We start from the raw sequence: 21,604 nt of genomic DNA on the forward strand, positions 1-21,604 counted from the left end.
GTTTCCTCCTGCTTACTGCGATGCCACCGCGTCGTGGCCCGCTCGCTCGGAATCCCAACCGACTTGCCTTCTCATATGGCGAGACTGCAGTATCGGTCTATGGACAACTCTAGCGGAGTCGGAGTACTGGACAAGGCCGTTCTGGTGCTCAACGCCCTCGAAGCCGGACCGGCCTCTCTGGCGCAGCTCGTCCAGGCGACCGGCCTGGCCCGCCCCACGGCCCATCGGCTGGCCGTCGCGCTCGAACATCACCGCATTGTGAGTCGTGACACACAGGGCCGTTTCGTGCTCGGCCCTCGTCTTTCCGAGTTGTCCACCGCCGCCGGCGAGGACCGGCTGCTGGCGGTGGCCTCCCCCGTGCTGACCCAGTTGCGCGACACCACCGGTGAGAGCGCGCAACTCTACCGGCGCCAGGGTGACGAGCGGGTGTGCGTGGCCGCGGCCGAGCGCTCCAGCGGCCTGCGCGACACCGTCCCGGTGGGTTCCGCGCTGCCCATGACGGCGGGTTCGGCGGCGCAGATCCTGCTGGCCTGGGAGGAGCCCGACCGGCTGCACCGCGGGCTGCGCGGCGCCAAGTTCACCGCCGCGACGCTGGCCTCGGTGCGGCGGCGGGGCTGGGCGCACAGCGTGGGCGAGCGCGAGCAGGGGGTGGCCAGCGTCTCCGCGCCCATCCGGGGCAGCGGCGGCAAGGTGATCGCCGCCGTCTCGGTGTCCGGCCCGATCGAACGGCTGACCAGGGCACCCGGCCGGCTGCACGCGGTGCCGGTGATGGCGGCGGCCGAGCGGATCACGGAGGCCATGCGGCGCACCTCATGATCGGGTCAAAGCAGGTATTAGGGAGCCGGGCGTCATCCGGGAGCACTAGCCTGAGGGCGTGACTGACCGCATCGAGGTAGCCGCCGCTGAGCTGCGACCCCTGCTCGAAGAGTTCATCTTGTGGGCGCGTACCAACGCGCCCGGCAGCGACCCCGAGCTGGTGGGGCCCGCCGCACTCTGGCACCGTCTCGCCTACTCGCAGGATCTCGGCGTGTGGAAGCGCGCCGACCTGCGCAACCTGCTGCTGGACCGCATGCCCAAGGTCGTGGACGACCCGGACGCCGCGGCCGACGGCATGCTGTCCGCCGTCGACGCCTACCTGACCTTCCTGGCGCAGACCGGCAGGCTGGTCAAGGGTTCCGACAGCCTCGACGACCTGCGGTCCGAGCTCGACGACGTCGAGGACCGCTTCGTCGAGCTCATGGAGGACCTCATCGACGACGGCGACGAGTACGACGACGAGGAGGACGCCGACGACCTCGGCGACCTGGAGGCGTTCGCCGACGAGCTCGCCGCGCTGCCGACGATCCGGCTGCGCCCCGACTCGGAGCTGGCCGCGGCCGCCCGCGAGGTGCCGCTGATCGCCAAGGCCCGCGACCTCGCCCTCTGGGTGGGCCCGGGCCGCCACATGGGCGAGGAGACCCTGCTCGGCGACGCCGAGATCGAGGAGGCGCTGGCCGCCGTCGGCCTGCCCAGGCCCGACGCCTCCGGCCCGCTCGCCGAGTCCGTCCCCCAGCTGTGGAACCTCTGGAACCTCGCCGTCGACCTGGAGTTCCTGGAGCCGGGCGAGGGCAACACGGTCTCCGTCCAGGACGACACCTCGGAGTGGCCGTTCGACGACGACGAGGACGTCCTCGACGCGTGGATGCTCGGCCTCCACTCGATCGACTACGGCGACCCCGAGCCGCCGGACGAGGACCACGCCCTGGCGCTGGCGGGCCTGACGCGCAATCTGCTCGTCCGGCTGCTGCTCGGCGGCGGCGAACGGGCCCTGCCCGAGCTCCGCGAGGAGCTGGCGGAGGCCGTCGCCGACCACGACGAGCTGGGCGGCGACGCCTGGAAGGCCGCGGGCGACCCGCTGAAGCCGGTGCTCGACTGGCTGACCGGATACGGCCTGGCCGAGCTCGACGGCGACACGCTCCGGCTCACCCCGCTCGGCGTCGAAGGGGTCGTCCACCTGGTCGACGACGCCGACCTCGAGATCGACGCCCGCCCGGCCATCGAGACGATGAGCGCCCACGACCTGCTGGTGCTCAGCGCCGAGCTGCCGGAGGAGGAGGCCGACGCGGAGATGGCCGCCTGGATGCGGCTGCGCGAGCCGGGCAAGGCCGCCGAGGAGCTGCTGGAGGCCGCCGCCGAGGACGAGGCGGACGCGCTGATCCGGGTGCAGGCGGCCAGCGTGGTCGGCACGCTCGGCGCCGAGGCGGTCCCGGCCTGGCAGCGGGCGCTGAAGGAGCCGTCGCTGCGCCCGTACGCGGCCACCCACCTGAGCCAGCTGCAGGTGGAGGGCGCGCCGCAGCCGACGCAGGACGACACCTACTGGCTCATCCTCGACATGTGGACGATCTCCGCCGGGCTGGGCAAGGCGGAGTTCCTGGGCAGCCTGCGCGACATCGACCCGGAGATGATGAACGGCCTGCTCGACGTGGTGTGGAAGATCCCGCACGCGCACGTCGAGGAGCTGCTCGACCGGATCTCCCAGGTCCACCCCGACAAGCAGGTGGCCAAGGCGGCCCGCCGGGCGCTGTTCCGGGCCCGTTCCGGCAAGTCGTGAGAACGGACCCGGGCGGGCGCTCGGCCCGCCCGGGTCGCTGAAGAAACGAAAAGACCCGGTCCGCAGACCGGGTCTTTTCCTCCGAGTAGTCCCGACCGGATTCGAACCGGCGTTACCGCCTTGAGAGGGCGGCGTCCTAGGCCACTAGACGACGGGACCATGTCGTTGCTTGCGTCAGTGGTAGTCCCGACCGGATTCGAACCGGCGCTACCGCCTTGAGAGGGCGGCGTCCTGGGCCACTAGACGACGGGACCCTGTGCGCAAGCAGTGTGCCGGGGGACCCCCGGCGACGGCAGTAACTCTACCGCACGCCCAGGAGCACTCCAAACCACTTCGGCCTCGCCCGCCCGGCCGCAACCCCGCCGCAGCAGGTCAATCCAGCAGATCGGGCCGGTGACGGCGCTTCCCTATCGACCCGTACTCCCAAAACGGATCTCGCTGACTCCGAGCGGGCCGTCGTCGCGTCGCAGACCGGTGCACGACTCGACCCCCACCCGAGTCAGGTGAGCGCGCCTCCAGCCGGAGATGCACGACGGCACCTCATGCTCGCCCCAGCGGACGCTCGGCACGGCTCCCGCGTGCACCCGGACGCATCCGGAACGCCTGAGACCGCGCAGGCCGATCGCAAGGCTCCTGGTGACGTCCTCTGGCCCGCTTCCGCCGGAGCCGGCGGTGGCGGGCCGACCATCAGGCACGAGATCACAGAAGAGGCGAAAGCACGGAAGGCCGGGAAGTGCGGCGAGTGCGGAAACTCTCTGGAAAAACAGAAAACGGATGTCTGTATCAGACATCCGTCACAGTGCTGGGGTACCAGGACTCGAACCTAGACTAACTGAACCAGAATCAGTCGTGCTGCCAATTACACCATACCCCACCGCCTGCGAACTCCTCCGGAGCGCGCTTGGCGACGTCCGAAAGAATAGCCCAGGCGAGGGGCTTAGGCCAAAACGAATCCGCGGCACCCCGGAGGTCATGCCAAGCTGAGGGGGACGAACCACCACGTGGAGGAGCCTCAGCGTTGGCCGAGAACCCGTTCTTCGCCCCGAGCAGCCTGCCCTACCGGCTGCCGCCGTTCGACGAGATCCGCGAGGAGCACTACCTGCCCGCGTTCGAGCGGGGGATGGCGGAGCACCTGGCCGAGGTGGAGGCGATCGCCGGCAGCGACGAGCCGCCCACCTTCGACAACACGGTCGCCGCTCTGGAGCGCTCCGGCCGGATTCTCGACCGTACGGCCGCGGTCTTCTTCAGCGTGGCCGCGTCCAACACCTCCGACGCGATCATGGAGATCGAGAAGCGCGTCTCCCCCGAGCTGACCCGGCACGCCGACGCGATCCGGCTCAACCGGGCGCTGTGGGCCCGCATCAAGCGGGTGACCACGGACGACCCGGAGGAGGCGTGGCTGCTGGAGAAGTACCGCGAGGACTTCATCCGGGCGGGCGCCGACCTGAGCGAGCCGGAGCAGGAGCGGCTGCGGCAGCTCAACGAGGAGCTGTCGCGGCTGTCGACGGAGTTCTCGCAGAACCTGCTCAAGGCCACCACCGACTCGGCGCTGGTGGTCGAGGACGCGAAGGAGCTCGACGGGCTGGACGAGGCCACGATCCGGTCGCTGGAGCAGGACGGCCGCTACGTGCTGCCGCTGCTCAACTTCACCAACCAGCCCGCGCTGGCCCAGCTCACCGACCGCGACGTGCGCAGGAGGCTGTTCGAGCTGAGCGTGGGCCGCGCCCCGGCCAACTTCGCGCTCGCCGTCCGCATGGCCACGCTCCGCGCCGAGCGCGCCGCGCTGCTCGGCTTCCCGAACCATGCCTCGTACGTGGTCGCGGACCAGACGGCGAAGACCGTGGAGGCGGTCGAGGAGATGCTGGGCCAGCTCGTGGGCCCGGCGGTGCGCAACGCCGAGGCGGAGGCGGAGGCCCTGGCCGAGCAGGCGGGGTTCCCGATCGAGCCGTGGGACTGGTCCTTCTACGCGGAGAAGGTGCGGCGGGCCCGCTACGACTTCGACGCCGACGCCATGCGCCCCTACTTCGAGCTGGACCGGGTCATCCGCGACGGGGTGTTCGAGGCGGCGACGCGGCTGTACGGGGTGACGTTCGCCGAGCGGCCCGACCTGAAGGGCTACCACGAGGACGTGCGGGTCTTCGAGGTGTTCGACGAGGACGGCTCGGCTCTCGGCCTGTTCCTGCTCGACCCGTACGCCCGGCCGAACAAGCGCGGCGGGGCGTGGATGAACAGCCTGGTCGGCCAGTCGTTCCTGTTCGGCGAGAAGCCGGTGGTGATGAACAACCTCAACATCACCAAGCCGGCCGAGGGCCCGACGCTGCTCTCGTACGACGAGGTGAACACGGCCTTCCACGAGTTCGGGCACGCGCTGCACGGGCTGTTCAGCGCGGTGCGCTTCCCCCGGGTGTCGGGCACGAAGGTGCCGCGCGACTTCGTGGAGTACCCGTCGCAGGTCAACGAGATGTGGGTGACCTGGCCGGAGATCCTGGCGAACTACGCGCGTCACCACGAGACCGGCGAGCCGATGCCGGCCGAACTGGTGGAGAAGCTGAAGGCGGCGGAGAAGTTCAACCAGGGCTTCAAGACGGTCGAGTATCTGGCGGCGACGCTGCTCGACTGGGCCTGGCACAAGCTGGAGCCGGGCCAGGAGGTGGCGGACGCCGAGGCGTTCGAGCAGGAGGCGCTGAAGGCCGCCGGGATCGCGTTCCCGCCGGTCCCGCCGCGCTACCGGACCAACTACTTCATGCACATCTTCGCGGGCGGCTACAGCGCCGGCTACTACTCCTACATCTGGAGCGAGGTGCTGGACGCCGAGAGCGTGGAGTGGTTCAAGGAGAACGGCGGGCTGACGCGGGCCAACGGCGACCACTTCCGGCGGGAGCTGCTGTCGCGGGGCGGCAGCGTGGACCCGCTGGAGTCCTTCCGCGCCTTCCGCGGCCGTGAGGCGAGCATCCGCCCGCTGCTGGAGCGGCGCGGGCTGCTCTAACAGGCTCTGGGGGCTGGTCAGAGGAACGCCTCGGCGTGCTCGGCCGCCCACTGCGCGAACGTGCGCGGCGGGCGGCCGGTGACCGCCTCGACGGTCCCGCTGACCTGGTAGGCGCCGTCGGGCACGTCGAACGCCTCGATCTGGAAGGCGATCAGCTCCTCCGGCACGCCCTGCGCGCGGTGGCGCTCGCGCATCTCGCCGGCGCTCAGTTCGGTGTACGTGAGGTCACGCCCGATGGCCTCGGCCAGGATGCGCACCTTGGCGGGCATGTCCAGCAGCTCGAGCCCGGTGAGCCCGTAGGAGTGGCCGGTGTGCCCGTCGCCGGTGAGCACGGTCGCGATGACCGCGCCGATGTCGGCTTCGTGCACCATCGCGGTCTTGGTCGCCCCGAACGGCTCCTCCACGACTCCCCTGGCCCGGACCGACGGGGCCCAGGCCAGGGCGTTGACCATGAACTCGGTGGGCTGCACGTACGTCCAGTCGAGGTCGCTCTCGGTCACCGCGGCCTCCAGGGTGCCGGTGGCCCAGCCGCTGAGCAGGGTGACCTTGCGCACGCCGGCCCGCCGGATCAGCTCCACGATCTCCCGCCCGTTCGGCAGCGGCGCGTAGCCGGGCCCGCCGACGTCGATGAGGTGCACGCCGGTCACCCCGCGCAGGGCCGGGGCCAGCGTCTCCGGCCGGGTCAGGTCGCCGCGGACGATCTGGGCGCCCTCGGGCAGGTCCGCGGCGGCGGGGTCGCGGGTGAGCGCCCGCACGGGCGCCCCCGCCCTGACCAGCTCGTCGACGACGTGGCGGCCGACGGAGCCGGTGGCTCCGGTGATGAGGAACGTCATACGGGAACCGTACGGATCATCGCGGAACGGAGAGTTCCGCGATGACCTCAGCTTCCCAGGCGGGCCAGGGCGGCGCGGAGGCGCTCCTTGGTGCGCTCGCGGCCGAGCACCTCGATCGACTCGAACAGCGGCAGGCCGACCGTCCGGCCGGTGACCGCGACCCGCACCGGGGCCTGCGCCTTGCCCAGCTTGAGCCCATGGGCCGCGCCGACCTCCTCCAGCGCCGTCTTGAGGGAGTCGGTGTCCCAGCTCACGGTGTCGAGCCGCTCCAGGTAGCCGGTGAGGATCTCCACCGGGGAGTTCTTCATCCCCTTGTCCCAGGAGGCCTGGTCGAAGACCGGCTCGTCCAGGAAGAGGAAGTCGACGTTCTGCCGGATCTCCGACAGCACCGCGACCCGGGTCTGCGCCAGCGGGGCGACCTTGCTGAACAGCTCCATGTCCCAGGACGGATCCAGGTAGGGCCGGCAGCGCTCCTCGAACGTCTCCAGCGGCAGCGCCCGGATGTACTCGCCGTTGAAGGCGCGCAGCTTCTTCTCGTCGAAGAACGCGCTGGAGGAGTTGACGTCCTCCAGCCGGAACAGCGGCACCATCTCCGACCACGGCATGATCTCGCGGTCGTCGCCGGGACCCCAGCCGAGCAGCATGAGGTAGTTGACCATCGCCTCGGGCAGGTAGCCCTCGTCGCGGTAGGCCTCCAGGGCGACCTTGTCGCGGCGCTTGGACAGCTTCTTGCGCTGCTCGTTGACGATCACCGGCAGGTGGGCCCAGACCGGCGGGGTGGCGCCCAGCGCCGGCCAGAGCAGCTCCTGCTTGGCGGCGTTGCCGAGGTGTTCCTCGCCGCGCACCACGTGGGTGATGGACTGGGTGATGTCGTCGACCGCGTTGGCCAGCACGTAGAGAGGCGAGCCGTCGGTGCGGGCGATGACGAAGTCCTCCTGCGCGTCGTTGGGGAACTCCACCTCGCCCCGGATGACGTCGCGGACCACGGTCACGCCCTCGTCGGGGGTGCGGAAGCGCACCGCGCCCGCCGTCAGGCCGCGCTCGCGGCAGTGGCCGTCGTAGCCGCGGTGCTCGGAGCCGGTACGGGCGACCAGGGCGTCACGGGTGCAGTCGCAGTAGTAGGCCTTGCCGTCGGCCAGCAGCTTCGCGACGGCCTCGCGGTGCTGCGGCTCGAACGACGACTGGAAGTAGGGGCCCTCGAACGCCGGATGGCTGCCGTTGATGCCGATCCAGTCGAGGGCGGAGATGATGCCCTCGGTCCACTCGGGCCGGTTGCGCGAGGCGTCGGTGTCTTCGATGCGCAGCACGAACCGGCCGCCGGACTGTTCGGCGAGCGCCCAGTTGAACAGGGCCGTGCGGGCGCCGCCCACGTGGAACATGCCGGTCGGGGACGGGGCGAAGCGCACCCGTAGATCAGTCACGTGCAACCACCTTGTTCGTCAGAGTGCCGATGCCTTCGATGCCGACGCTGACCTCGTCGCCGATCTCCAGCGGGCCCACGCCCGCGGGCGTGCCGGTCAGGATCACGTCGCCGGGGATCAGCGTCATGACGGCGCTGACGTAGGCGACCAGTGCGGGGATGTCGTGGACGAGCTGGCTGGTGCGGGCGCTCTGCCGGATCTCGCCGTTGACCGAGGTGGTCAGCGCCAGGTCGGCCGGGTCGAGGTCGGTCTCGATCCACGGCCCGAGCGGGCAGAAGGTGTCGAAGCCCTTGGCCCGGGTGAACTGCACGTCCTTCTTCTGCAGGTCGCGGGCGGTGACGTCGTTGGCGCAGGTGTAGCCGAAGACGACGTCCTTGACCCGTTCGACCGGCACGTCGCGGCAGAGCCTGCCGATCACCACGGCCAGTTCGCCCTCGTAGTCGACGCGGTGCGACAGCGACGTCGGGTAGGCGATCGCGTCGCGGTGGCCGATCACCGAGGTGGACGGCTTGATGAAGATCAGCGGCTCGTCGGGCACCTCGTTGCCCATCTCCCGGGCGTGGTCGGCGTAGTTGCGGCCGATCGCCACGACCTTGCTCGGCAGCATCGGGGCGAGCAGCTTCACCTGCGACAGCGGGAACCGCTCGCCGGTGAACTGGACCTGGTTGAACGGGTGACCGGCGACGGCGGAGACGACCTCTTCGCCCGGGCCGCCCTCGACCACGCCGAACGCCACACTGTCGCCTGCGGAGAACCTCGCTATACGCACCTGACTAGGCTATCGCCGACACCGGCGGGGTCTGCCCGGTGAGCGGGCCGCCGCCGTGATTTGCTTGTCGGGCAAGCGCCGGAACGTCCTGGAGGAACGCCCGTGTCCGTGGTGAAGATCAACGTGCTGACGGTCCCCGCCGAGATGCGCGAGACGCTGGAGAAGCGGTTCTCGAACCGGGCGGGGCTGGTGGAGTCGGCTGACGGATTCGAGTGGTTCGAGCTGCTCCGCCCGGTCGAGGGCACCGACCGCTACCTCGTCTACACCCGCTGGCGCAGCGAGGAGGACTTCCAGCGCTGGCAGGAGAGCCAGTCCTTCCGCCAGGGCCACGCCGAGGCGGCGGCGGAGGCCGGGCGCGGCGAGGGCCAGGGGCACGGCCACGGGCAGGGCCCGGCCGCGTCCGGCTCCGAGCTGTGGACGTTCGAGGTGGTCCAGAACGCCGCGCCGGCCTCCTGAGGTCCCGCGTTAGAGGCGGTCCAGCGGGTTGGCGGCGATCCGGTCGAGCGCGCCGGCCCGCAGGAACGCTCCGGCGGCGCTCGACGGCTTCCGCGTGCCCTGCTCGGTCATGCAGTCGGCGAACTCCTTGGGCAGTTCGAGCCGCGGGTGCCGGCGGAGCACCTCGTCGCGCACGTCCGGCGGGAGGTCGTCGACGCCCCGGCCGGTGATGTCCATCGCGGTCGACAGCTCCAGCAGGTGGCCCTCCGGGTCGCGGTCCACCGGCACCTCGTCCCGCATGTGGCGGACGATCACCTCGGCGGCGCGGGCCCGCCGCTCCTGCGGCCATCCGGCGCCCGCCGTGACCGCCCAGGCCAGATGGCCGCCCGCCTCCTCGAAGGGCACGCTGTGGCTGTCGAACTCCGGCGTCAGGCCCATGTCGTGCAGGATCGCGGCCACGTACAGCAGTTCCGCGTCGAACGCGATGCCGTTCGCCTGCCCGTGGGCGGCGGCGAACAGATACGACCTGATCGAGTGGTTCATCAGCGCGGGCGTCAGGTAGCGGGCGGCCACCTCGCGGGCGGCGTGGCAGACGGGCGTGTCAGGCAGCACGATGTCGTCATATTTCATGACCACCAGCATGTCCGGCCCTGGTAACGATCGAGCGCCCGACTTGACCGTCTGATCGGGATTCGGCCAGCATGATTGCCCCCCACACCTTTTGCCTGGACTTTGCGTTGAAAGGAACCGGCGTGCGCCGCCTCGCGATCCCCCTTGCTCTCACGCTCGCCCTCGGCGTGGCGGGGAGCCCGGCGCAGGCGGAGCCCGCCGAGCGCACCGTCAAGCGGACCGCCGAGTGCCAGGGCGACTGGCTGCCCGGCTCGCCGACCGCCGACGAGGTGATGCGCGGCGAGATCTCCCTGGTCGGCCTGCCCGCCTACAAGCTGGGCAAGAAGATCAACTGGAACGCGAGCCCGTACAAGAACAGGTCGTGGGAGTACGTCTTCCACTCGCTGCGCTGGATGGGCACGCTCGTCGTCGAGTACGAGAACACCGGCGAGCGGCGCTACCTGGACCGGGCCAAGGAGATCACCAAGGACTGGGCGGCCAGGAACAAGTACGGCGCCCGCGGCACCAAGCCCTACGTCTGGAACGACCACCCGGTCTCGCTCCGCACCCAGGCCCTGATCTGCCTGAGCAAGCACGCCAACGAGAGCTGGCTGCGGCAGAGCCTGACCACCCACGCCAAGCTGCTGTCGAACCCCCGGCTCTACAAGAAGGGCCACAACCACGGCATCGACCAGGACATCGCGCTCATGGCCATCGGCTGCCGCTACAAGCGCAAGGACTGGTCCGACCTGGCCTCCAGGCGGCTGACCGGCACCGTGAAGCTGGACGTCGACTCCCAGGGCGCGCTGATGGAGCAGGCGCCGCGCTACGCCGTCTACGTGTACGGGCGACTCCAGGTGGCGATGACCAACATGCGCGCGTGCGGCCGCAAGGTGCCCGGTGAGATCAGCCGGCGGGCCGAGGCGCTGAAGGACTTCATCGCCCACTCCACCCAGCCGAACGGCTTCATGGTGCCCATCGGCGACGGCAGCGCCGAGACCGAGCCCAAGATGGACACGGGCACGCCGAAGCAGAAGGTCCGCACGTACAAGGCCGGATACGTCTACGGCCGCACCGACTGGGACAAGCGCGACTCGGCGTACTACTCGATCCGGTACGGCCCCGGCATGAAGTTCCACGGCCACGAGGACCACCTGGGCGTCACCTACTACGCCCAGGGCCGCGACATCCTGGTCGACACCGGCTTCCACTCCTACGAGAAGAACGCCTACCGCTACTGGACGCTCTCCCCCGAGGCGCACAACGTGCCGACCGTGGTGGGCCAGCGGTTCCGGCCGCGCACCGCCAGCAGGCTGGACAAGACCCGGTACGGCAAGAACCGGCAGGCGTTCAGGCTGTCCGACAAGGCCTACGGCGTCACCCGCACCCGGTCGGTGCTGGTCAACCACGGCGACGACGTGATGGCCGTGCTCGACACCGCCTCGGGCGGGAAGAAGATCCGCAACCTGTGGCGGTTCGCCGACGACCTGAAGCTGATCTCGAACAAGGGCGGCCGGGTGGTGCTCGGCAACGGCTCGTTCAAGGTCACGCTGGTGCAGCTCTCCTCCTGCAAGCCGGTGCGCGGGCAGAAGGTGGAGCGGGGCGGCAAGCTCGGCTGGGTGTCGCCGACCTACCTGTCGAAGAAGCCCACCAACGTCGTGGTTTCGCCGGCGGCGAAGTCGCTGCTGACGATCGTGGTGCCGGGCACCGACAACCCGAAGGTGTCGTGCTCGGGCGGGAAGGTCACGGTCGACGGCGTGACCTTCCCGACCAACCTGATCTAGTCGAGCTGGTGCCCGGCGCGGAGCAGGCCGTACGTGACCGCCTGCTCCAGCGCCTGCCAGGACGCGTCGATGACGTTCTGGCCGACGCCGACCGTGGACCACTCGGCGGCCTCGTCGCTGGAGGTGATGAGCACGCGGGTGACGGCGCCGGTGCCGTGCGTGCCCTCCAGGATGCGGACCTTGTAGTCGGTCAGCTCGACCTTGGCCAGGTCGGGGTAGAGCTTCTCCAGCGCCAGCCGGACCGCCTTGTCGAGGGCGTTGACCGGGCCGTTGCCCTCGCCGGTGGCGACGATCCGCTCGCCCTTGGCGTGCAGCTTGACCGTGGCCTCGCTGACCAGCTCGCCGCCCTTGGTGTGCTCGACGATGACCCGCCAGGACTCGACCTCGAAGTGGCGCCTGCGCTCGCCGCGGACGGTGTCGCGCAGCAGCAGCTCGAACGAGGCGTCGGCGGCCTCGAAGGTGAAGCCCCGGGACTCCAGCTCCTTGACCCGGTCGACCAGGGTCTTGGTGTTGTCGCGCGTGAGCTCGTAGCCCAGCTCGCGGCCCTTCAGCTCGACCGACGCCCGCCCGGCCATGTCGGAGACCAGCATGCGCATGTCGTTGCCGACCGCGGCCGGGTCGATGTGCTGGTAGAGGTTCGGGTCGACCTTGATGGCGCTGGCGTGCAGGCCGGCCTTGTGGGCGAAGGCCGAGGCGCCGACGTACGGGGCGTGCGAGTTGGGGGTGACGTTGGTGACCTCGGTGATCGCGTGCGCGATGCGGGTCATGTCGGCCAGCGCCTCCGGCGGCACCAGGTCGTAGCCGCGCTTGAGCTGCAGGTTGGCGACCACGGTGAAGAGGTTGGCGTTGCCGGAGCGCTCGCCGTAGCCGTTGGCGCAGCCCTGCACGTGGGTGGCGCCCGCCTTGACGGCGGCCAGCGTGTTGGCGACCGCGCAGCCGGTGTCGTCGTGGCAGTGGATGCCCACCCGGGCGCTGGTCTGGACGGCCTCGTGGACGATGTCGGCCAGTTCGTCGGGGAGCATGCCGCCGTTGGTGTCGCACAGGGCGATCACGTCGGCGCCGGCTTCGGCGGCGGTCCGCACGACCTCCAGCGCGTAGTCTGGGTTGGACTTGTAGCCGTCGAAGAAGTGCTCGGCGTCGAGGAAGACACGCTGACCCTCCGCACGAAGGTGAGAGACCGTGTCGCGGATCATCGCGAGGTTCTCCTGGAGAGTCGTGCGGAGGGCCAGCTCCACGTGCCGGTCGTGACTCTTGGCGACAAGGGTCACGACCGGCGCGCCGGATTCGCGCAGTGCTGCGACCAGGGGGTCGTCGGCCGCCTTCACGCCTGCCCGGCGGGTCGCGCCGAACGCGGCGAGCTGCGCGTGCCTCAGGTCGAGCTCTGTTCGAGCGCGCCTGAAGAACTCGGTGTCCTTGGGGTTGGCTCCCGGCCAGCCTCCCTCGATGAAGCCGACGCCCAGGTCGTCCAGGTGGCGCGCGACAGCGAGCTTGTCGGCCACCGTGAGGTTGAGGCCTTCCTGCTGTGCGCCGTCACGCAGGGTCGTGTCGTAGACGTGGAACCGGTCGTCGGCCATGGTTTCTCTTTCTGAGGAGTGGCGGGAAAACAAAAAGACCCCTCACGGACGTGAGAGGTCTGCGCGCTGGCGGTGTCCCTGCGTCAGCCAGCGCGCCTGCTGATAATGAGCAGACCGTAGAACATGGTGCTACCGAGTCTGCCACATGAATTCAGTGCTCGGGACATCGGTCTCAGAGTACGGACGACTTTTGGTCAGACGGTTACCCCGTCACCGCCCGTGATCGCCTGCTCCAGCGCGACCGGGTCGAACGCCTCGTTGCCCAGCACCCGGCCGTCGAGCACCACGGTCGGGGTGCCCTCGATGGTGATGCCGGCGGTGTCGCGCAGGTGCGCCTCCGCGTACGCCTGGGAGGCGACGCACGACTCGGCGGAGGGAGCGCCGGCCTTCTTCACCGCGGCCACCAGGTCCTCCACGGCGAACCCGGTCACGCCGTGCGGCTCGGGCTGCATCGCGTACAGCTCGTCCCGGAAGGCCAGCCAGCTCGACTCGGGCACGCAGCGGGCGGCCGCGGCGGCCCGGATGGAGTTCGACCGGGACGGCTCCTGCTGGAAGATCGTGACCGGGTGGTAGACGACCTTGACCCTGCCCTCCCTGGCCAGGCGCTCGATCGTGGCGTCGACCCGGGCGTGCAGCTCCTTGCAGACGGGGCACTCGTAGTCCTCGTACAACTCCAGCACCGGCGCGCGCCCGCCCCGGTCGGCCAGCACCATGGACCCGTCGGCCTGGCGCATCAGCCGGACGCCTTCCGACGAGGGCCCCTGCTGGACCAGCGTCACGATCGCCATCACGGCCAGCGCCGCCACGGCGGCCACCACGGCCGCCACCCTCTTGTTCATCCCCGACCCGCTCTCGAACGCCGAACGCCGCGACCCTACCGGAACTAGGAACAAGGGTGTTATTCGCCTGCTCTCGGCCAGAATCGTCATATGAAGGCATTTGTTCTCGCTCCGGACGTGGCCCGGTACATCCTCGACCACTCCACCCCGCCCGACCCGCTGCTGGAGGAGCTGGCCGCGGAGACCGTGGCGGTCACCGGCGACCGGGCGGGCATGCAGATCTCCGCCGACCAGGGCACGCTGCTCACGATGATCACGCAGCTGGTGGCGCCCGACGTGGCCGTGGAGGTGGGCACCTTCACCGGGTACTCCTCGCTCTGCATCGCCCGCGGGCTGTCCGGCGGCACCCTGCACTGCTTCGACGTGAGCGAGGAGTGGACGGCCGTCGCCCGCCGGTACTGGGAGAAGGGCGGGGTCGCCGACCGGATCACGCTGACGCTCGGCCCCGCCCTGGAGTCGCTGCGCGACTTCGACGAGCCGATCGACCTGGCCTTCCTGGACGCCGACAAACCGCAGTATCCCGCGTACTACGAGCTGCTGATCGGCAAGCTGCGGCCGGGCGGCCTGCTCATGGTGGACAACACCCTGTGGAGCGGGCACGTCGCCGACCCCGCCAAGAACGACCCCGCGACGGTCAACATGCGCGAGTTCAACGACCTCGTACGGGAGGACCCGCGCGTCACCGTCGTCATGCTGCCGGTCGCGGACGGGCTGACCCTGATCCGCAAGCGGGTCCCGCAGCCCTGAGAAAGTCGTGCCGCCGTCGTGTCCATTCAGGCCGGTCCCGTTCGTGGACATGACGTGAGCACGACAGAAGGAGCGAGAACCGTGAAGTACATGCTGCTGATCAACAGTGCCGGGACCGAGGAGGCCGAGCAGGCCTGCGAGGCCTCGGCCGAGGACTGGATGGCCTACGACAAGGCCGTGCGGGAGGCCGGGATCTACGTGGACGCGCACTCCCTGGCCGACCTGACCACCGCCACGACCGTACGGGTGAACGCCGGCGGCGAGCGGGTCGTCACCGACGGGCCGTTCGCCGAGACGCGTGAGGTCCTCGGCGGCTACTACGTGATCGACGTCCCCGACCTCGACGTGGCGCTCGACTGGGCGGCCCGCTGCCCGGGCGCGACCGGCGGCGGCTCGGTGGTGGTGCGGCCGATCGCCGAGTTCGAGGTCTGACATGACCGGCGCTTCCGCCGAGGACGTGGCGGCGGTCTTCCGCGAGGAGCGCGGAAGGCTGCTCGCCGCTCTCGTGCGCCGCTTCGGCGACCTGGACCTGGCCGAGGAGGTCACCTCCGAGGCCGTCGAGGCGGCGCTGGTGCGCTGGCCCGCCGACGGCGTGCCGCCCAAGCCGGGCGCGTGGCTGATGACCACCGCCCGGCGCCGGGCGGTCGACCGGCTCCGGCGGGACAAGGCGTACGCCGCCCGGCTGGCCCTCCTGCAGGTGGAGGCCGACCGGGCGGCGCCCGCCGCCGGGGGCGGCGAGCTGCCCGACGAGCGGCTGCAGCTCTTCTTCACCTGCGCCCACCCGGCGCTGAACGCCGACGACCGGGTGGCGCTGACGCTGCGCTGCCTGGCCGGGCTGGCCACCCCGCAGGTCGCGCGCGCCTTCCTGGTGCCGGAGGCGACGATGGCCAAGCGGATCGTACGGGCGAAGAAGAAGATCCGTGAGGCCCGCGTCCCGTTCCGCGCACCGGACCCGGAGGAGCTGCCCGCACGGCTCCCCGGCGTGCTCCAGGTCATCTACTCGATCTTCACCGAGGGGTACGCGGCCAGCGCCGGGCCGGACCTGCAGCGGCCCGGCCTCGCAGAGGAGGCGATCCGGCTGGCCCGGATCCTGCGCCGGCTGCTGCCCGCCGAGCGCGAAGTGGCGGGCCTGCTCGGGCTGATGCTCCTGATCCACGCCCGGCGCGACGCCCGCACCGGGCCGGACGGCACGCCGATCCTGCTGGACGAGCAGGACCGCTCCCGCTGGGACCGCACGATGATCGAGGAGGGCCTGCGGCTGGTGCCCGTCGCGCTGACCGGCGGCCCGCCCGGCCCGTACGGCGTGCAGGCCGCGATCGCCGCGCTGCACGACGAGGCCGCCGACGTCGCCACCACCGACTGGCCGCAGATCGTCGCGCTCTACGACGTGCTGCTCGCGCTCGCGCCCTCACCGATCGTGGAGCTGAACCGCGCCGTGGCGGTGGCCCTGCGCGACGGCCCGGAGGCGGGCCTGGCGCTGCTCGACGCCCTGGCCGGCGAGCCCCGGCTGCGCGGCTACGCGCCCTACCCGGCCGCCCGGGGCGACCTGCTGCGGCGGCTCGGCAGGCTCCCCGGGGCGGCGGCCGCCTACCGCGAGGCGCTCGCCTGGGCCGGCACCGAACCGGAGCGCGCCCACCTGCGGCGACGCCTGGCCGACCTCACTTGCCCCTTCACCGTTCCGGCGCCGAGGGCTGGGGAGAACACCCTCGATCAGAAGCCGGCCGACCTCATTTGACCTGCCCTTCACCGTTTTCGCCGCCGCCGGAGGCTGGGAAGAATACCCTCGGTCAGGAGGCGATCATCCAGAGGCGAGGGCGGGACATGGTCAGGCCAGTCGAAGAGCGCTACCGCGCCGTACGCGATCTCTTCCCGGAGCTCCGCATCGAGCTGGTCAACGGCCGCATCGTGGTCAACGAACCCGGCACCTGGCAGCACAACACCATCATCGCCCAGCTGCTCGCCCAGCTCGCGCCGCTGGTCGCCGAGCGGGGCTGGGAGATCTGGCCGAACATCACCGTCCACCTGGACGAGGAGACCGACCGTTACGTGCCCGACCTGACGATCGTGCCGCGGGAGCCGGCCATGGCGACCGACCAGGCCGTCCGCGGCACCAGCACCCTCCTCCTGGTGGACGTGGTCTCGGCGGGCAACGCCTACGACGACCACGTGGTCAAGCCGATGGGGTACGCCCCGGCCGGGGTGCCGCTCTACCTGGTGGTCGACCCGTTCCAGCAGCTGCTCAAGCTCCACAGCGAGCCGGAGCCGAGCGGGTACGCGCGCGAGACGGTGGAGCCGGTGGGCGCCCCGCTCCCCCTCCCGGACCCGTGGGACTGCCTGATCGACACCAGCGGGCTGCTGAGAATCTGACCGCTCCGGGCGCCGGGGGACCGGCGCCCGCCGGCCACTAGGCGATCTTGTGGACCCAGTCGCGGGTGTCGGGGCGCGACCCGTACTGGATGCCGATGAGCTCATCGCGGACGCGCATCGTCACCGGGCCCGCGCTGCCGTCGCCGACGGTCCAGGCGCGGTCGGCGCCCTTGACCGAGCCGACCGGGGTGACCACCGCGGCCGTCCCGCAGGCGAACACCTCCGTCAGCTCGCCGGACTCGCACCCGGCCTGCCACTCGTCGACCGTGATCGACCGCTCCTCCGCCTCCAGGCCCAGGTCGGCGGCGAGGGCGAGGATGGAGTCGCGGGTGATGCCGGGCAGCAGGGTGCCGGTCAGCGCCGGGGTGACGAGCTTGTCGCCGAAGACGAAGAACAGGTTCATCCCGCCCATCTCCTCGACGTACCGGTGCTCGGCGGCGTCCAGCCAGACCACCTGGTCGCAGCCGTTCTCGACGGCCTGGCGCTGGGCGACGAACGCGGCCGCGTAGTTGCCGCCGCACTTGGCGAAGCCGGTGCCGCCGGGGGCGGCGCGGGTGTACTCGGTGGACAGCCAGACGGAGACGGGCTGGATGCCGCCGGAGAAGTAGGACGCCGCGGGCGAGGCGATCGCCAGGTAGCGGTAGGTCTTGGAGGGGTAGTTGACGCCCAGCCCGACCTGGGTGGCGATCATGAAGGGCCGCAGGTAGAGGCTGTGGCCCTCGGTGGTCGGCACCCACTCCTTGTCGGTCTGGACGAGGAGTTCGAGCGACTCGACGAACGTCTCCTCGGGGAGCGCGGGCATGGCCATCCGCTCGGCCGAGCGGTTGAACCGCGCGGCGTTGGCGTACGGCCGGAACATCACGATCGAGCCGTTGACCTGGCGGTAGGCCTTGAGGCCCTCGAAGAGCTCCTGGGCGTAGTGGAAGACGGACGTTGCCGGGTCGAGCGTGAGCGGCCCGTACGGTTCGAGCCGGGCGTCGTGCCAGCCCCTGCCCTCGGTGTAGTCGATCGAGATCATGTGGTCGGTGAAGACCTGCCCGAATCCGGGATTCGCCAGTACCTGCTCGCGCTCGGCCGCGGTGCGAGCGTGGCCGGAGAGCTGCACGTCGAAGCTGAGCTTCTGAGCGATGGTCATGACGCGGGTCCTTCTCTCTGCGATTCCGGGCGGCACTGCCGCGAAGCGGGGCAGTCCGTCCTTCCTATTGTCTCGCTATTTGGAATGGCAAGGGGTTGGCGGAAGCGGACAGGAAAAAGCGCCCGGGGTCTCCTCTGACGGGACCGCCGGGCGCTGCACGGGAGCCAGGGCGGCCCTAGCTCGATACTCGCTCGGTGATGTCGTCGCCGATCTCGCGGGTGGTGCGGCTGGTCCAGCCGGTCAGCCGCTCGACGATGTCGTCGGCGACGGCCTGCTCGACCTTGGCCGCCTCGTCGGTCAGGCCGAGGTGGTCGAGCATCATGGCGACGGACAGGATGGTCGCGGTGGGGTCGGCCTTGCCCTGCCCGGCGATGTCGGGGGCGCTGCCGTGGACCGGCTCGAACATGCTCGGCGCGGTGCCCTCGGGGTTGATGTTGCCGCTCGCGGCCAGGCCGATGCCGCCGGCGATGGCGGCGCCGAGGTCGGTGATGATGTCGCCGAAGAGGTTGTCGGTGACGACCACGTCGAACCGCTCGGGCTGGCTGACGAAGAACATCGAGGCCGCGTCGATGTGGCTGTAGTCGGTCGTGACGTCGGAGTACTCCTCCGCTACGCGGTCGACGGTGCGCTGCCACAGGTCGCCCGCGTACGTGAGCACGTTGGTCTTGTGGACCAGGGTGAGCTTCTTGCGCGGGCGCGAGCGGGCCTTCTCGAACGCGTAGCGGACCACCCGCTCGACCCCGTAGGCGGTGTTGAGCGACTCCTGGGTGGCGATCTCGTACGGGGTGCCGCGGCGCATGGCGCCACCGGTGCCGGCGTAGAGGCCCTCGGTGCCCTCGCGGACCACGACCATGTCGATGTCCTCGGCGGGGGTGTCGGCCAGCGGCGTCGCCACGCCCGGGAAGAGCTTGACCGGGCGCAGGTTCACGTAGTGGTCGAACGCGAAGCGGATCTTGAGCAGCAGGTCGCGCTCCAGCACGCCCGGCGGGACGCTCGGGTCGCCGACGGCGCCGAGCAGGATCGCGTCGTAGCCGCGCAGCTCCTCCAGCACGGAATCGGGCAGGGTCTCGCCCGTGCGGTGATAGCGGGCGGCGCCCAGGTCGTAGTGGGTGGCATCAATCTTGGTGCCGACGGCCTCGAGGACCTTCAGGCCTTCGGCCACCACCTCGGTGCCGATGCCGTCTCCAGGGATGACGGCCAGGCGGATGTTGCGCGACTCCATGGGCGTACCTTACCGGCTCGTCTCGGCTGACGAACACTTGATCTCATTAGGTGGACACAGGGGTGCTGCTCAACCCAAATCTTTCATACCTCGGGCGCCCTATGGTGCCACCCGTGCCGAGCAGGCACGTAACGGGTCTCTAGCGGCCGGAGTTCTGCGGCGCGCCGCCGTTGTCGCGGCGGTCCAGAGCGATCTGCAGGGCCTCGGCGGCCTCGTCGCGGTGGTCGTCGGCGTTCTTGCTGTGCTCGCGCATGGGAGATCTCATTTCGCGTGGACGTGTCGTGAAGGGAATCGGAACCCCGGTCGCGGACCCGACCGGGACCTGCCTCTCGCCGTTCCGGGTCACGGACGGCGACGGGACTTACCGGCCGGCGCGACGCCGCTCACCGCGGCGGGTCGCCGACCTGCCCTAACAGGCCCCGCCGCGGCAGGCGATGAGTACGAGCACCTGACGCATCACGACCAGATTACCGGAGCATCTCGTTGGATGTCCTAGCATCTCGCATGCTGAGACGACGAAACGGCCGCCGCCGGAACCCCGGCGGCGGCCGTCCCCCCCTGGTCCGCGTCAGTCCTCCAGGTCGACCGAGCGCCCGGTGACGGCGCCGATCTCCTGGCCGATCTGCTCGACCACCTCGGCCGGGATGGCCGTGTCGACGGTGAGCGCCATGAGCGCCTTGCCGCCCTTGGCGTGCCGGGAGACCTGCATCGAGGCGATGTTGATGCCCCGCTCGCCGAGGATGCGGCCGACCACGCCGACGATGCCCGGCCGGTCGGTGTAGGTGAAGAACGACAGGTGAGCGGTCGGCTCGATCTCCATCTGGTAGCCGTTCACCTCGACGATCTTGGTGATCTGCCGGGGGCCGGACAGCGTGCCGGAGACCGAGATCTGGCGGCCGTCGGCCAGCACGCCGCGCACGGTCACCACGTTGCGCCAGTCGGGGCTGTCGGAGCTGGTGACCAGGTCGACGGTGACGCCCCGGTCCTTGGCCAGCAGCGGCGCGTTCACGTACGTCACCTGCTCCTCGACCACGTCGCCGAAGACGCCCTTGAGCGCGGCCAGCTCGATGACCCGCACGTCCTGCGAGGCGATCTCGCCGCGCACCTCGATGTCGAGCTTGGTGGCCACCTCACCGGCCAGGGCGGTGAAGACCCGGCCCAGCTTCTCGGCCAGGGGCAGGCCCGGCTTGACGTCCTCGGCGACCACGCCGCCCTGGACGTTGACCGCGTCGGGCACGAACTCGCCGGCCAGCGCCAGCTTCACGCTCCTGGCGACCTGCGTGCCGGCCTTCTCCTGGGCCTCGTGGGTGGAGGCGCCCAGGTGAGGCGTGACGACGACCTGGTCGAGCTCGAAGAGCGGGCTGTCGGTGCACGGCTCCTTGGCGAACACGTCGAGGCCGGCGCCGGCGACCCGGCCCTCCTTGATCGCGGCGTAGAGCGCGGCCTCGTCGACGATGCCGCCGCGGGCCACGTTGACGATGCGGACCGAGGGCTTGACCTGGTGGAGCTCGCGGTCGCCGATGAGGCCGACGGTCTCCTTGGTCTTGGGCAGGTGGACGGTGATGAAGTCGGCCTGCTTGAGCACCTCGTCGAGGGTGAGGAGCTTCACGCCCATCTGCGCGGCGCGGGCCGGCGGCAGGTAGGGGTCGTAGGCGACCAGCTGGACGCCGAACGGCTGCAGCCGCTGCGCCACGAGCTGGCCGATCTTGCCAAGCCCAAGGATGCCGACGACCTTGCCGTCGAGCTCGACGCCGGTGTACTTGGACCGCTTCCACTCGCCGTTCTTGAGCGCGGCGTGGGCCTGCGCGGTGTTGCGTGCGGTGGCCAGGATGAGCGCGATGGTCTGCTCGGCGGCGCTGGTGATGTTGGACGTGGGCGCGTTGACCACCATGACGCCGGCCTTGGTGGCCGCCTCTACGTCGACGTTGTCGAGTCCGACACCGGCACGGGCCACCACGCGCAGCTTGCGCGCCGCGGCGATCGCCTCGGCGTCCACCTTGGTGGCGGACCGGACGATGAGCGCGTCCACGTCGGCGAGGGCGGGCAGCAGCTTGGACCGGTCGGCGCCGTCCGTGTGGCGGACCTCGAAATCGGCGCCGAGCACGGCGAGGCCGGCCTCGGACAGCTCCTCTGCGACCAGTACGACGGGCTTGTTCACGAGCGTGAGTCCTTAGTAGCGTGCGGCGGGCGTCAAGGGACACGGCTATGGGTCCCCCGGTTTCCTTGAGAGTGTATCGGGCGCTTGTGAACGCTTTCACGAGAGTTCGGCTTCTGAGACTGTGACGCCGGGTAC

General features: G+C 70.5%; 18 protein-coding genes and 3 tRNA genes. 9 read left to right on the forward strand and 12 right to left on the reverse strand.

Annotation, left to right across the window (positions count from 1 at the left end):
• Nucleotides 1-99: 99 nt before the first annotated feature.
• Both AB0J42_RS02155 and AB0J42_RS02160 read left to right on the forward strand, forming a co-directional pair.
• Nucleotides 100-816: an IclR family transcriptional regulator gene (locus AB0J42_RS02155; protein ID WP_364287548.1), complete on the forward strand. Its 717-nt coding sequence runs from the start codon at nt 100-102 to the stop codon at nt 814-816.
• Between the two features lie 58 nt (nt 817-874).
• On the forward strand, nt 875-2,590 hold the full coding sequence (locus tag AB0J42_RS02160; protein ID WP_364287551.1) for a hypothetical protein: 1,716 nt from the start codon (nt 875-877) through the stop codon (nt 2,588-2,590).
• Between the two features lie 86 nt (nt 2,591-2,676).
• Here AB0J42_RS02160 and AB0J42_RS02165 read toward each other — a convergent pair.
• From AB0J42_RS02165 to AB0J42_RS02175, 3 genes are all read right to left on the reverse strand, one after another.
• Nucleotides 2,677-2,749, reverse strand: a tRNA-Glu gene (locus tag AB0J42_RS02165).
• A gap of 19 nt (nt 2,750-2,768) precedes the next feature.
• Nucleotides 2,769-2,844: transfer RNA gene (locus tag AB0J42_RS02170), tRNA-Glu, on the reverse strand.
• A 548-nt stretch (nt 2,845-3,392) separates the two neighbouring features.
• Nucleotides 3,393-3,464, reverse strand: a tRNA-Gln gene (locus AB0J42_RS02175).
• Between the two features lie 144 nt (nt 3,465-3,608).
• On the opposite strand from AB0J42_RS02175, the gene AB0J42_RS02180 reads away from it, so the two are divergent.
• Nucleotides 3,609-5,576 carry a M3 family metallopeptidase gene (locus tag AB0J42_RS02180; RefSeq protein ID WP_364287554.1) on the forward strand — a complete coding sequence of 656 codons (1,968 nt, stop codon included), beginning with the start codon at nt 3,609-3,611 and terminating at the stop codon, nt 5,574-5,576.
• A 17-nt stretch (nt 5,577-5,593) separates the two neighbouring features.
• Here AB0J42_RS02180 and AB0J42_RS02185 read toward each other — a convergent pair whose 3' ends face one another.
• Genes AB0J42_RS02185 through AB0J42_RS02195 form a run of 3 tightly spaced genes read right to left on the reverse strand, consistent with a single transcriptional unit; the run spans nt 5,594 to nt 8,599 of the window.
• Nucleotides 5,594-6,409, reverse strand: coding sequence for an NAD(P)H-binding protein (locus tag AB0J42_RS02185; protein WP_364287557.1), 816 nt, complete (start codon nt 6,407-6,409; stop codon nt 5,594-5,596).
• A gap of 47 nt (nt 6,410-6,456) precedes the next feature.
• Complete coding sequence (gene gltX, locus AB0J42_RS02190; RefSeq protein ID WP_364287560.1) at nt 6,457-7,830, reverse strand: glutamate--tRNA ligase; 1,374 nt, start codon at nt 7,828-7,830, stop codon at nt 6,457-6,459.
• A complete protein-coding gene (locus AB0J42_RS02195) occupies nt 7,823-8,599 on the reverse strand; it encodes a fumarylacetoacetate hydrolase family protein (RefSeq protein WP_364287563.1) in 777 nt (258 codons plus the stop codon). The genes gltX and AB0J42_RS02195 overlap by 8 nt, the downstream gene beginning before the upstream one ends.
• A gap of 102 nt (nt 8,600-8,701) precedes the next feature.
• Here AB0J42_RS02195 and AB0J42_RS02200 point away from each other — a divergent pair, with 102 nt between their 5' ends.
• Nucleotides 8,702-9,055, forward strand: coding sequence for an antibiotic biosynthesis monooxygenase (locus tag AB0J42_RS02200; protein ID WP_364287566.1), 354 nt, complete (start codon nt 8,702-8,704; stop codon nt 9,053-9,055).
• 9 nt (nt 9,056-9,064) lie between these two features.
• Here AB0J42_RS02200 and AB0J42_RS02205 read toward each other — a convergent pair whose 3' ends face one another.
• Nucleotides 9,065-9,664, reverse strand: coding sequence for an HD domain-containing protein (locus tag AB0J42_RS02205; RefSeq protein WP_364287569.1), 600 nt, complete (start codon nt 9,662-9,664; stop codon nt 9,065-9,067).
• Nucleotides 9,665-9,786: 122 nt separating this feature from the next.
• Between AB0J42_RS02205 and AB0J42_RS02210 the strand changes: the two genes are divergently transcribed.
• Complete coding sequence (locus AB0J42_RS02210) at nt 9,787-11,427, forward strand: heparinase II/III family protein (protein ID WP_364287572.1); 1,641 nt, start codon at nt 9,787-9,789, stop codon at nt 11,425-11,427.
• Here the strand turns inward: AB0J42_RS02210 and cimA are convergent.
• The gene (gene cimA / locus AB0J42_RS02215) at nt 11,424-13,001 is read right to left on the reverse strand and encodes a citramalate synthase (RefSeq protein ID WP_364287575.1); all 1,578 of its coding nucleotides are present in this window, start codon (nt 12,999-13,001) and stop codon (nt 11,424-11,426) included. The genes AB0J42_RS02210 and cimA overlap by 4 nt on opposite strands.
• Before the next feature lie 194 nt (nt 13,002-13,195).
• A complete protein-coding gene (locus AB0J42_RS02220; RefSeq protein ID WP_364287578.1) occupies nt 13,196-13,840 on the reverse strand; it encodes a thioredoxin domain-containing protein in 645 nt (214 codons plus the stop codon).
• A 90-nt stretch (nt 13,841-13,930) separates the two neighbouring features.
• Between AB0J42_RS02220 and AB0J42_RS02225 the strand changes: the two genes are divergently transcribed.
• The 4 genes from AB0J42_RS02225 (at nt 13,931) to AB0J42_RS02240 (ending at nt 16,954) form a co-directional block, all read left to right on the forward strand.
• The gene (locus AB0J42_RS02225; RefSeq protein ID WP_364287581.1) at nt 13,931-14,587 is read left to right on the forward strand and encodes an O-methyltransferase; all 657 of its coding nucleotides are present in this window, start codon (nt 13,931-13,933) and stop codon (nt 14,585-14,587) included.
• 90 nt (nt 14,588-14,677) lie between these two features.
• Nucleotides 14,678-15,019: a YciI family protein gene (locus AB0J42_RS02230; protein ID WP_364288186.1), complete on the forward strand. Its 342-nt coding sequence runs from the start codon at nt 14,678-14,680 to the stop codon at nt 15,017-15,019.
• Between the two features lies 1 nt (nt 15,020).
• Nucleotides 15,021-16,322: a DUF6596 domain-containing protein gene (locus AB0J42_RS02235; protein ID WP_364287584.1), complete on the forward strand. Its 1,302-nt coding sequence runs from the start codon at nt 15,021-15,023 to the stop codon at nt 16,320-16,322.
• Between the two features lie 86 nt (nt 16,323-16,408).
• On the forward strand, nt 16,409-16,954 hold the full coding sequence (locus AB0J42_RS02240; protein ID WP_364287587.1) for a Uma2 family endonuclease: 546 nt from the start codon (nt 16,409-16,411) through the stop codon (nt 16,952-16,954).
• Nucleotides 16,955-16,991: 37 nt separating this feature from the next.
• Here the strand turns inward: AB0J42_RS02240 and AB0J42_RS02245 are convergent, their stop codons facing one another.
• The 3 genes from AB0J42_RS02245 to serA form a co-directional block, all read right to left on the reverse strand.
• Nucleotides 16,992-18,089, reverse strand: a complete 1,098-nt coding sequence (locus AB0J42_RS02245) for a branched-chain amino acid aminotransferase (protein ID WP_364287590.1) — start codon at nt 18,087-18,089, stop codon at nt 16,992-16,994.
• Between the two features lie 175 nt (nt 18,090-18,264).
• Nucleotides 18,265-19,311: a 3-isopropylmalate dehydrogenase gene (locus tag AB0J42_RS02250; protein WP_364287593.1), complete on the reverse strand. Its 1,047-nt coding sequence runs from the start codon at nt 19,309-19,311 to the stop codon at nt 18,265-18,267.
• Nucleotides 19,312-19,879: 568 nt separating this feature from the next.
• Nucleotides 19,880-21,469, reverse strand: a complete 1,590-nt coding sequence (serA, locus tag AB0J42_RS02255; RefSeq protein WP_364287596.1) for a phosphoglycerate dehydrogenase — start codon at nt 21,467-21,469, stop codon at nt 19,880-19,882.
• Between the last annotated feature and the right edge of the window lie 135 nt (nt 21,470-21,604).

This window comes from Nonomuraea sp. NPDC049649 (assembly GCF_040675175.1).
Lineage (GTDB): Bacteria > Actinomycetota > Actinomycetes > Streptosporangiales > Streptosporangiaceae > Nonomuraea.